The sequence below is a fragment of the Novosphingobium sp. KN65.2 genome, assembly GCF_001368935.1.
GTDB classification, from domain to species: Bacteria; Pseudomonadota; Alphaproteobacteria; order Sphingomonadales; family Sphingomonadaceae; genus Novosphingobium; species Novosphingobium mathurense.
In genome coordinates this window covers 50557-62137 of the sequence record NZ_CCBH010000149.1, presented here as the reverse complement: position 1 = coordinate 62137, position 11581 = coordinate 50557, and the positions used below count along the sequence as shown (strand labels likewise).

At 63.0% G+C, this 11581-nt stretch carries 7 protein-coding genes and 1 tRNA gene; 1 reads left to right on the top strand and 7 read right to left on the bottom strand.

The window, feature by feature from the left end; all coding sequences use genetic code 11:
* Positions 1–76, top strand: a tRNA-Lys gene (locus SPHV1_RS11790).
* A 368-nt stretch (positions 77–444) separates the two neighbouring features.
* Here SPHV1_RS11790 and SPHV1_RS11785 read toward each other — a convergent pair.
* The 7 genes from SPHV1_RS11785 to SPHV1_RS11755 form a co-directional block, all read right to left on the bottom strand.
* A complete protein-coding gene (locus SPHV1_RS11785; protein WP_054946232.1) occupies positions 445–1878 on the bottom strand; it encodes an APC family permease in 1434 nt (477 codons plus the stop codon).
* Positions 1879–2150: 272 nt separating this feature from the next.
* A complete protein-coding gene (locus SPHV1_RS11780) occupies positions 2151–3464 on the bottom strand; it encodes an FAD-binding oxidoreductase (protein ID WP_197277709.1) in 1314 nt (437 codons plus the stop codon).
* A gap of 26 nt (positions 3465–3490) precedes the next feature.
* Positions 3491–3877, bottom strand: a complete 387-nt coding sequence (locus SPHV1_RS11775; protein ID WP_054946231.1) for a DUF4440 domain-containing protein — start codon at positions 3875–3877, stop codon at positions 3491–3493.
* Positions 3878–4398: 521 nt separating this feature from the next.
* Entirely contained in the window at positions 4399–4791 is a 393-nt protein-coding gene (locus SPHV1_RS11770; RefSeq protein WP_231634645.1) for a PilZ domain-containing protein, read from the bottom strand.
* Positions 4792–4874: 83 nt separating this feature from the next.
* Positions 4875–5066, bottom strand: coding sequence for a hypothetical protein (locus tag SPHV1_RS11765; RefSeq protein WP_054946230.1), 192 nt, complete (start codon positions 5064–5066; stop codon positions 4875–4877).
* A complete protein-coding gene (locus SPHV1_RS11760; protein WP_054946229.1) occupies positions 5066–9325 on the bottom strand; it encodes a translocation/assembly module TamB domain-containing protein in 4260 nt (1419 codons plus the stop codon). The genes SPHV1_RS11765 and SPHV1_RS11760 overlap by 1 nt, the downstream gene beginning before the upstream one ends.
* Positions 9325–11550, bottom strand: a complete 2226-nt coding sequence (locus SPHV1_RS11755) for a BamA/TamA family outer membrane protein (RefSeq protein WP_082430973.1) — start codon at positions 11548–11550, stop codon at positions 9325–9327. The genes SPHV1_RS11760 and SPHV1_RS11755 overlap by 1 nt, the downstream gene beginning before the upstream one ends.
* Between the last annotated feature and the right edge of the window lie 31 nt (positions 11551–11581).

The following is an 11581-nucleotide window of genomic DNA, read 5'->3' as shown; positions in this document are numbered from 1 at the left end:
GGACGCATAGCTCAGTTGGTAGAGCAGCTGACTCTTAATCAGCGGGTCCTAGGTTCGAGCCCTAGTGCGTCCACCACTTCTTCCCATGGCATAGCGCGAAATCTGACCCTCGATGCGAGGCGCAAACGGCGGCAACGCCGTCCTTGACGTCGTCTGCATGCGCGGAACTCAGGATCGCAAGGTCAACCGGGCGCAGAGCGGGAACGCACGCCCCCCTCGGCTCCTGAACGCCTCCGCGACCACTGGTATGACATCAAGGTGCGGCTCCTGAAGAACCACAGCTGGGCTCTGCTCCCTGTGAGAGCGAGCCCGGCGACACCGCTGCCAGAAAACCGGGGGCAAGGCCCATCGACTTCCAGCAACGGTGTCAGCTCCTCGCGCCCCATGTGCACGGCCCGTCAACCCTGCAAGGCCGGGCGCACGCAGTTGCACGATCTAACCGGGTCAGAGATCCTCCAACCGCGACGCCCCGATTGCTGCGTAGATCTTCGGACGATACTTCCTGAGCCATTGCGCCTGCGTGAATCCCGCCAATGCCACCGCGACGAGTACCCAGGGCAGGCTGTTGATGAGCCGGGAATGGATTCCGGTAAGCACCTCGTAGTTGGAAACAGCGAGGACGGTTGCACTCATGATGATGATGCCGCCCAGGGTCGGCGCCACAGTGTAGGCCCAGCCAAAGGTCCTGCGCCGCGCGAAATAGATCGGGATGGCGAGCGAAGTCAAAGCGAGCAACGACATCAGCCCCACCGATCCGAGACCCACCAACGATGTCGACACGTTGAGAAGCGGATCGAGACCGGTAGCCCCGCCAAGGATGACGACAAGGACAAGCACCCCGGTCAGCACCATCGCGGCTACATGCGGCGAGGAATAGTGTGGATGCGTCCGGGCCAACACCGAGGGCAACATGCCGTCCCGCGCCAATGCGAAAACGTACCGCGCGGTGTTGTTGAAAAGCCCCAGCACCGCGGCCATCGCACTGGTCAGCACCAACAGGGAAAATGCATGGTTACCCATCGGCCCCAAATTGATCCGGGCGAGGTTGAGCACGAAATGGCCAGGATCTTTCGCGGAGACCTGCGCGACCATGTCGCTGCCCACGGCCGCGGCCATGCTCCAACCGACAGCAATATAGAACAGACCGACGACTATGATCGAAATGAACGTTGCGCGCGGGACCGTCACGGACGCGTTCTTTGCCTCTTCCTGATAGATGGCGGTGCCCTCGATACCGATCAGGCTGTTGAAGGCATAGATCAGGGAAATGCCAAGCCCCGGCACGAAGACGGTGGAAGGAGCGAAGTCATTGAGACTGAAGGCACTGATTCCGCGATTGAAGGCAATACCGATCACGAGCGCGCCCAGCAGCATCACCTCGGCGACAAGCGCCACACCCAGAATCTTGGCGGCAAGTGTAAGCCGATGATAAGCCAGAACACCAACCAGCAATGCACCGGCCGTGCCCCAATAGGGCCAGGGAACGTCAATCCCGAGCCCCTGACTGAGGGCATCGCCAAAGAAGAACGCAAAAGCTGCCAGCGTCGAAACGGCCAGTGAAAAATAGCACAAGGCCGCGACATAGGCTGCCGCAAGACCGGCTCCCTTGCCAAGGCTCGCGGCAATATAGGCGTAGAAGGCGCCGGCATTTCTGACATGCGGAATGATCCGCACATACCCGAGCGCGAAGAGAATCATCGCAATCATCGCGATGGCCCAGGCCCCCGGGACCCCTGGCCCGTTGCCCAGTGCAATGGCCAGCGGCATGAGGCCGACCACGACTGCAAGCGGAGCCGCCACCGCTATGACCGTAAAGACGATATCGGCTGTGCCCAGGATGCCGGAGGCCAGCTGCGTTTCAGACGAAGCAGCAGACACGGCGCCAGCATTCTCGCTTTTGCGGGTGAATTGAGCGCTTCTCGATGTTCCGGCTGTCGGGTCAGATTTCACCCTGCTTCACTCCCTTGTCAGTGTGACGGCATGCCGACGCATGGCAAACCTTGTAACACGCTCAAATTCACGTCGCAGTTCAGTTGCCGGCAGCAATTCTTCCTTGGCCTGCAGGCACGCTACAAGCCCGAATTCATGGAATGACCGACTACCGGCAACAAGAAGGCCCATGCGACGTACGCTTCTTTCCGGTTCACCGGTCAAATTCGCGCCCGATACTCGGGGCGAGGTCCATCGGTGAATCGCGTAAACCGGAACGGTCGGGGATCAACGATGGGCGTATTTCCGGTGACAAGATCGGCCATCAGGTGGCCTGCCCCCGGCCCGTTACCGAAGCCATGACCTGAGAACCCGGTCGCCACGAAGAAGCCCGGAACATCCGGAACCGAGGTGAGGAACGGCATTGCATCGGGCGAAACGTCGATGAGGCCCGCCCATGTTTCCGCGACCTTCGCCTCAGCGAAAACCGGAAAATCGGCGGCAAGAGTCTTGATGACATTGCTCAGATCGCCGGCGACCGGTTTCGGGTCCATGATGCGGGTTCGTTCGAAGGGACTGGACTGGTCTAGTTTCCATCGGGACGGCGTACGCAGTTCTTCGACGAACCGGCCGCCGAACCGCAGGCGGAACGTACTCCATTCGTGACGAAGCGTCGGCCAGAACTCCGGCAGGAACCGAAAACTGTCCGGCACGACATCGACGTAGTTCATGAAGCCGGTTCCCAGCGTATACCCGCCGTCAAGGCAGCGACGGAATGAATAGCCGGGTGCCAGCGCCGCGGTTTCAGGGGCGCCGTCGATCGGATGGGTGCGCATCACCGAAGTCCGCAACTTGAGCTGCGGCAGCCGGATGCCCATGTTCGCACAGAACGCGCGGCACCAGATCCCGCCAGCCAGAACGACGGATTCGCAGGCTACCACGCCCTTCTCCGTCACGACTTCCGCGATCCGGCCTGCCTTCGTCTCGAAGCCGCGAACGGCACAGTTCGTCAGGATCGCCGCCCCCCGCGCTCGTGCGGCACGCGCGATTGCGGGCGCCGCAAGCACAGGCTCGGCACGCCCGTCGGTAGCCGTGTAAAGGCCACCCTCGAAATTGTCGGGCGCGCCAGGAAGCAATCCCTGCAGCTCACGCTTTGACAGGAACTTCGTCCCGAGTTCGGGAAGGAACCCGCGAGCCGAGTCGATCCATCTCTCGCAGGCGGCGATGTCAGCCTTACTGGACGCCAGCGAGATGCTTCCGCAGGTTCGAAAGCCGGTCTCGAAGCCGATTTCTTCGTTCATCCCCTGCCACAGACGAACACTTTCCAGAGTCAGGGGAAGTTCGGCCGGATCGCCCCCCTGCTTGCGCACCCAGCCCCAGTTGCGGCTGGACTGTTCCGCGCCGATCTCGCCCTTCTCGCAGACCGCGACCGACACGCCGCGCTTGGCCAGGAAATACGCCGTCGTGACACCGACAATACCGCCGCCGATTATGACGACGTCGACCCTGGAAGGCAGAATGTCATCAGACGGCAATGGACTGACTCTTAAACCCATGCCGATCACTGCACCGGCGTGAAGAAGTCGACTTCACACATCCATCCATCGCCAGTACGGCGCCACACGATCAGGGCACGGTGCACCTCGGTCTGTCCGGCAAAGTCATTGTCATTCGTGATGAACTGGTAAGCCAGGTCGCCGCTCATCCGCGGAGGCTCGCTTGAATCGACCTTGATCCGCGACAGCCCGGCCGACCTCGCTCCCTCAAACGCCTCAGCTATAGCGCGCCTGCCGACCTGGGGCGACATGCCACGCCCCTCAACAACGGCATCCTCGGTATAAAACGTATCGGCAAGAGCCTTCATGTCGCCGGAGGCAAACGCTTCCTCGAAGTAGTCGAGTCGATCACGTAGCTCCTTCGCCAGTGAAGCGTTATCGTTTGCGTTCATCCCCGTCTCCTCAACGCTCTTTTGGCATCAGCCCGGCCTGAAGCGAGCACACCATGTCATTCACAGCGCAGGCAAAGAGCTTCAGGAACGGGTTCATGCCCCCTCCCCCTCTTTTACGCCCGGCAAGCCGTTTTCACGCTTACTCGCGCAATGCCTGTCGGACCCGATAGCGAGTCCGAACCTTCAAGCATGAAATATCTACGAGTACGCATAAACTTTCAAGCCTGAAATATCATGGACTATCCTCGAAACCGCGGTCGGGAAAAGAAAATCGGGAAATGGTCTTTCCGGACGGCCATTCACCGCCATCGCAAAGGTGCAAGGACAATATTAAAGCGATGCCAGGCGGCTGCCCTGGGCGGGCCTATCGCAGCGCTGGCCGATCTGTGGGCAAAAATTCGCGCTTCCGACGCATGCGTCGCCCCGACACGGCGGGCCACCGCCTGCTGTGGCGGCTGCAAGACCGACCGCCACCCGATCACTGGCCGGATCAGCAATCACGCACAATCACGCAAGTTCCGTCAGGCCCGCTGCGTTGTACTCGGGCGAACCATGCAGCAGCCGATAGAATCTTCCGGCCTTTCGGCAACCGTCGAGATCCTCCCCTCCGGCAGACCATAACTGCTGGCCAGCTCTTCGATCACGCGGCCCTTGATCGGCTTGCGGAACTCCACGCCGATGCGGTCTTCGCGCAGCCAGCGCACGGAGCCTTCGACATTGCGCAAGTTGGCGAAGCGCAGCGAGACATGCTGGCCTTGCGTAAAGCGGTCCGCATTACCGATCACGCAGCAACCGCCTTCGGAAATGTCGCCCAGTTCCACGTCGAAGACCTGCCAACTCGACTGGCGGCAACGCCCGTGCAGCAGAACGGTCAACCGCCTGTTGAGGCGGTCGCAATCGGCGATCTCTTTCATCCGAGCCCCTATTTACGCCCTGAACAGGCGATGAGGCTTACGCTTGAGAGGTAAAGCTTCGGTTGCGATGGGGCCCGGCGTGTTCAGGTCGAACCTTGGTCTTCCTGAGCGACCTCAGCCTCAGGGGTTCCCGTGCCGGAAATCCGTGCGTCGATGTCCGCCGCCTTGTCACGAATTTTCTGGCTGGCCGCATCGTAGCGTTCATCGAAATCCGGTTCGCTGTGACATGCGGCCAGGAACAGGAGAGCAAGCCCCAGAATGGCGTTCCTGTGCATCAGTAGTTCTTCTTGATGCGCAGATTGACGCTGTTCGCGCCCGAACCGCCCGCCTGGCTCAGCACCGACAGCCACTTGGTCACGCTGACCTCGAGCTGCGTGGCGGTGAAGCCGCGCGCATCGGTGATCAGTTCGACGTAGACGTCGTCGGTCAGGTACTGCCCCGCAGCCAGTGCCGTGCCACGTCCCGATGCCTCGTCGGCACCGAGGATGCGCAGGCGATCGATGCCGGTGGCCGAGCGCAGCCGACCGAGCGGATTGAGCCCGCCGCCGGTGGAGTTGAGGGAGTTGAGCGAAGAGGCGAGTTGCACCGCCTGGATCGCCGACAGGTTGGCGATCGAACTGCCGAACAGGATTCGCGAGAGCACTTCGTCCTGCGGCAGGCTCGGCGTCGAGCTGAAGGTGATTTCCGGGCTGTAGGCCCTGCCCCCGACTTCCACGGTCACATCGACATCGTCGATCGATTCCTGCGCCTTGATCGCCACGGCAGGATCGATGGTCCTGCCACCGTTGAAAGAGATCAGGCCGTCCGTCAGTTCGAACGAACGCCCGGCGAAACCGAGGGTACCGCGGATCAGTTGCACGTCACCGGCCATCGTCGGCGCAGCGCTCGTGCCGCCGACGGTGAAGTTCGCCTTCCATTCGGATTCGAGCCCCATGCCCGAAACGTAGAGCTTTTCGGGTGCCCGCATGCGCAAGTCGAGACGCAGGCTTGAGAACATGGATGAGATCGGCTCGGCGGGCTCGTCGCCAGTGATGCGTTCCGGGCCGCGCCGCGGCTTGAAGCGCACGCCGGTCAGCCGCGGCACTTCGGCCGATCCTTCGCGCACGATCTGGTAGCGTGTTTCGGGAAGGCGCAGGTCGCCGGAAAGCAGTGCATCCTCACCGTCCTGCTTGCTCAGGCGCAAGGAGCCCGTGGCGCTGGCGTAGATCGAATTGCTGCGGGCCAGACGCGCCTGATCGAGCTCAACCGAAATGTCCATCGGATAGCCCTGATCGGCGGCCAGGCTGGCATAGCCGTTGGCGCTCAGGGTCCCTCCGCCCGCCTTCGCGGTGAGCGACTGCAGTTCCATCCGGCTCCCGTCGAACTTGCCTGCAAAATTGAGCTTGGATAGCCGCGTGCCGTACGTCTGGTTCTCGTAGACGAGGTCCTTGCCGCGAACGATGCCATTCAGGCACGGCTCGGAGAGCTTGCACGAGAAGTCGGCAGCCAGCCCCATCGGACCGCTGAGGGTCTGTCCCGACATCCCCGCGAACGAGAACAGGGTCTCGGCCGGGCCGTTGTAGCGGATACCACCTCCCAGCGGCGCATCGAGCAAGCGCTCGGTCCACGGACCACTACCGGGCGGCAGGGGGCGCAGGCTGGCGACCATGCGGCCGATGACGGAGCCGCTGCGCCGGAACACCGCCCTCGCCTCGCCGCCATCGGCCAGAAGCTTGCCGACGAAGTTGATGTCGACGGGCTGGCTGACGATGTCCGAACTGGTGCGGGTGAAGTTGTTGAGCGTCAGGCGTGCATCGGCGCGGGGAAACGCACCGGGATCGGCCTGCGCAAAATCGAGGCTGCCGCTTGCCGAGCCACCGAAGCCATATCCGGGCAGGAAGGCGTTAAGCATGGCCATGTCGATGTTCTCGAGGCGGCTCTGCAGTTTCATGCCGGTGCCAAAGGTACCCGCGATCCTTGCCGAACCGCCGCCGAAGGCCAGCTTGGTAGGCAGCAGTTCGTATCCGTCTTCCCGGGGCAGTATCCGCGCCGGTGCGGTCGTCTTCACACTCTGGCCGCGCACCTTGCCGTCGAGCGCGATGCGCCAGACCTCGGGTTGCAGGTCTCCGTTCAGCGCCAGCTTGAAGGGTACCCCGCTGTAGCCTTCGAGCATGGCCTTCGCCTTGCCCCGGCCGTTGCGGTAATCGATCAGCGCACGGGCCACGGCAATCCGGAGCGTGCCCAGGCGCGTCCCGGATATCTGCGCATCGGCCACCAGACTGGGCTTGTCGTAAAGCACCGCGCGCCCGTCGATGACGGCAGAACGGATCGTCAGGTTCGCAGGACCGGCGAAGGTCGAATCCTGCGCGCGCAGGTTGAAGTCTATGGCCTGGTACTTCTCCTCGGCCGATAGGGTGAGCACCCCGTTCACGCCGTTGCCGGAAGCGGTCAGTTCACCGGCAAACGGGCCGGTGCGCGTCTGGCCGAGCTTGCCCGCGAACGCGACGCCCGAAAGATTGGCGTCGTTGATCTGCAGGGACATGGCCTGCCCCATGCCGAGGGTGACATCGGCCTTGAGCGGGCCGTAGTCGGTGTCACCGGTCAGGGCGAGATTGTAGCCGCCCTTTGCCCCGGTCACCCGCGCGTCGAGCTTGGCCAGACCGATGCCGAAATCGGGCCTGTCCGCAGTGATGTGGGCGTCGGGATCGGCAATCGATCCCGCCACGCGAACGCCGATCATGCCATAACGATCCGAGGTACCGTCGGCGACGAGGGAAATGCGCCCGTCGGGCGACCAGAAGCCGCGACCGCCGCGAACCTTCAGGTCCGGTGCGGTCATCTGCAGGTTCGAGAAACGCACCACGCCATCGGTGCCGTAGTTTACGCGGGAAGAGGCTGCGAAGTTACCGCCGAGATAGCTTTCCAGGCTGTCGTTCAGCAGACGGGTCGACTGCGCCCGCACCGTGCCTTCGAGCGCAAAGCCGTTCCCCTTGCCCTTGAGGTCCATGTTGGTGCGGATGTTGAAGATGCCGACACTGGCGAGGCGGTAGTTGTCGATCTTGCCGTCGATGGCGCCGGTATAGAGCCCCTCGCTGACGTCGGCGACGAGGATCAGCCCGGCGTCGATGCGGTCGGACCGCAGGCGCATGTTGTCGGACAGAATGCGCGGCCCGTCGATGGCGAGATCGCCGTTGAGGCGAACATTGGGCAATGTCCCGCCGGCCACCGTATCGAGGCCGGTGATCCGCTCGACCCGCGCTGAAACCGGGATCATGATCTTGCCGGCGTCCACTCGCGCGGCGCCCTCGGCAAGCAAGCCCTGCAGCCCCATGTCGTTCATCACCAGCCGGTTCGCGCTGATCCGATAGCCCACCTTGGGGGTCGTAAATGCCCCGTCCAGCGTCAGGATGGCGCGCAAGCCTGCACCGCTCAGGTTCTCGGCCAGCGCGGAAGGCTTGAGCAGCACGAAAGCCAGCTTGAAGCCCTCGAAACTGTTGTCGGACAGATCGACGAGGCCGTTTGGCACAAGATTGAAGGCATCGCTGGAAATCATGCCCGTCACGGTCGCGCGCCTGTCAGCCAGCGCCGCGGTCACGTCGATTTTGGTGACCGGACCGAGCAGGTTTGCTGTCGGCCCGCTGAACATTCGCGCAAAGCGGGTCGGCCCCTTGATCGCGAAAGTTCCGTCGCGCGCCGTCAGGTCCAGCCGGGCCAGATCGCCCGCACCATAGTTCGCGGCGAGCTTGCCGTTCCAGGCGGACCATGTGCCCTTGCCGTTGACCTTGAGTGTCAGCGGCTGCGTCAGACCACCGAGAGAGGCGATCACGCCTCCCGTCGGCGCGTCAAGATCGAGGTCGATACCCAGCCGGTTCTGCCGAGGAACGGCATCGAGCATCAGATTAAAGCGGTCGCCCCCTTCCTTCCCGGCGATGGCGATCGTCCCGCCCTTTGCGTCCACTTGCGCGCGGCCGTCGGCGATGTGCACCTTGCCGGCAAACGACATGATCCGCCGCTCGCCCGATACCGCCGGCTCGAAGACGAAATTGTCCACCCGCATCGCGCCGACGTCGATATCGAGATCCGGCAGGAGCGGCGCATCGCTGGGCGGCGTTTCCCGGAAATGCGGCGCCCGGCGCAGGATCATACGCTCCGCCGTCGCGCTGCGCACATTCACGTGATTGCTGAAATAGTCGAAGGGACTCCAGTCCACGTGGATTTCGGGAGAAAACAGAAATTCGCCTTCGGGATCGCGCACCGACAGGTCGTGCAGGGTCATCTTGCCGTAGAGCGATCCCTCGATCCGCCCGACCGAGATCTTCATCCCGTTCTCGAATTGGAGAGCCGCGATCTGGTCGGCCACGAAGCGCCGTCCCGGCCCGGTGTCGATGCCGAATATGACGAGGACCGCAAGAGCGACGATGCCGATGCCGATGAGCGCAACGGTCTTGAGCGCGCGCACCTTGGCACGCTGCAGCAACGAAGGCCGTTCGATCACGACGGTTTCTTCCGGCTTCGGCTCGGACGTCCCGGCGGGAATGTCTTCGTTCTCCGCCATCAGAATGCCTGCCCGATCGAAACGTAAATGTTGATCCGTGCTTCTCCGGAACGGCGCGCCAGCGGCGTGGCGACGTCGAGGCGGAGCGGACCGAAGTTCGTATAGAAGCGGCCGCCGATACCGACGCCGTACCGCAAGTCGGAGAACTGGGGCATTGTCTCGCGATAAGCCTGCCCGGCATCGACGAAACCGACAATGCCGTAATTGCCGAAACGGTAGCGCAGTTCGGCAGATGCCTCATTCAGGCTGCGCCCGCCGACCGGATCTCCGTCCGGCGCCAGTTCACCCAGCTTCTGGTACGCAAAGCCGCGTACCGAACCGCCGCCGCCTGCATAGAGGCGCCGCGAAGGTGCAATGTCAAAAAGACCGACACCCTGAATGGTACCGAGACGCATGCGCCCGGCAAGGACCAACTGGTCCGAAATCGGGTAATAGGCCGACGCATCGAGGCGCGCACGAACGTAAGGGTTGAAGCCCTTGTTCACGGTCGTCTCGGGCTGGACCAATGCGGTCAGGCGATAACCTTTGGTCGGATCGAGGAGGCTGTCGGTCTGGTCGAAACCGACCTGTCCATTGACCCCGGCGATGTAGAAGGTGCGGCGGGAACGATCGCCGGTCGCGTAGTCGAAATCGGTCTCCGCCGTGGCGAGAAGTTCGACGCCGAAGGCGTAGGTGTATTTCTTCTGCCAGATCGGCGTGGAATCGCGGCCGATCTTGGCGGCGAGACGGCCTGTATAGGCGCTGTATGCATCATAGTTGTTGTGGAAGGCTTCCGCGACGATTTCGAGTGTGCGGTCGCGCTTGCCAGCATTGGAACGGCGGAAGGTGACGCCAACGCCTTGCTGGCGCGTACCCGCGATGGCGTTGGCGATCAGTGCACCTTCCGGCGGGAAGAAATTGCGGTGGGTCCAACTCGCCTTGGCAGTTATGCCCTCGCCCGCCGCGAAACCGAGCGAGCCGGCGATGGTGCGCGGTGGGCCCGCATCCTGCTTCACATAGAGGTCAACGTACTCTGTGCCGTCCGGGGAAGCCTCGCCGGTCTTCTTCGGCTCTACCGAAACGGTCGAAAACAGGCTTGTCGCGACCAGCGCCTTGCGCAAATCGTCGACCTTGCGACTGTCGTAGAGATCCCCGCGCTTGAAGCGTCCTAGGACCTGGATGTGATCGGCATCGAAGGCCTGGTCGCCGTCGGTCGTGATCCCCCCGAAGCGCCCCCGCGGCCCGATATCGACGGGAAGTGTATAAACGCCTTCTCCAGTCTGCCGGTCGAGCAGGATGTCACGCTCTCCCACTTCCGCGAAGGGATAGCCGTTTTCGGGCAGGGCCACGGCAATCTGGGCCTCTGAGCCCTGAACGCGTTCGGCCACGATCGGCTCACCCGGCTTGAGCGCGACATTGTCCTCGATCAGGTTCGGCGGCACGGTCGGGTCCGCCCTGATAACGATGTCGGAGAAGACGTAGCGCTTGCCCGGACGAACCGTCAGGACAGCCTGGAGCGGCTGTCCGTCGCCCTGCGCCCCGCGATCGATGCGCGTGCGTACGCGGGCCGAATACCAGCCCTCGGCCGCGAGAATGGCCTGCAGAAGTTCACTGTCCTCGGTCAGTCGCGCCGAGACCATCGCAATATTGGCTGCCTTGCCATCGCCCTTCCTGAGCGCGGAAAGACCGTTGAACTGGCTCTTGAGATTGACAGCTGTCTGGTCGTCCGCCGCCTCGAGACCCTCGATACTGACCTTGTAGGCAACCTCGACGTCCTGCCTGTCCTCCTCGGCCGACTGCTCGAACTCGACTGGCGTCACTTCGAACTGGTCAAGCGGCGGCAGCGGCGCGGCCAGTTCGGCATCGCGCACAGGCGCGTCGCCGATTTCCTCGGTCCGATCCCGATCGCCAAGGGCCGGGTCGCCCAGCGGGGGTTCCTGTCCTTCCTTCGGTTCGGCGTCGGCTTCGTCCGCAGCCAGACGGCGTTCGAAAGCCTCGATCGATTCCAGCGGCTTGTCGAGTTCCGGATCGTCGCTCTCGTCAAGTTCGGGGATCGCGGAATTGAACTCGTCGTTGCTGATCACCGCATCGAGCTGGGGCAAGATGGCATCGGCAGGAGGCGCCGGAACGGGAACCTTTCCGGCTTCCAGATCGATATCGGCTTCGGAGGCGCGCGCTTCGGCAGGTTGCGCAGGGGCCTGACCTGCACCCGGTGCGGCCTGTGCATGCGCGACGCCCGTCGCCATGACCAGCGCCACCGAGAGGGTTCCAAGGCTC

Excerpts from the sequence above, each read along its gene's own strand:
- SPHV1_RS11755 (WP_082430973.1), bottom strand. The coding sequence starts at position 11,550 with ATGGCGACGGGCGTCGCGCATGCACAGGCCGCACCGGGTGCAGGTCAG.
- SPHV1_RS11770 (WP_231634645.1), bottom strand. The coding sequence starts at position 4,791 with ATGAAAGAGATCGCCGATTGCGACCGCCTCAACAGGCGGTTGACCGTT.
- SPHV1_RS11760 (WP_054946229.1), bottom strand. The coding sequence starts at position 9,325 with ATGGCGGAGAACGAAGACATTCCCGCCGGGACGTCCGAGCCGAAGCCG.
- SPHV1_RS11775 (WP_054946231.1), bottom strand. The coding sequence starts at position 3,877 with ATGAACGCAAACGATAACGCTTCACTGGCGAAGGAGCTACGTGATCGA.
- SPHV1_RS11765 (WP_054946230.1), bottom strand. The coding sequence starts at position 5,066 with ATGCACAGGAACGCCATTCTGGGGCTTGCTCTCCTGTTCCTGGCCGCA.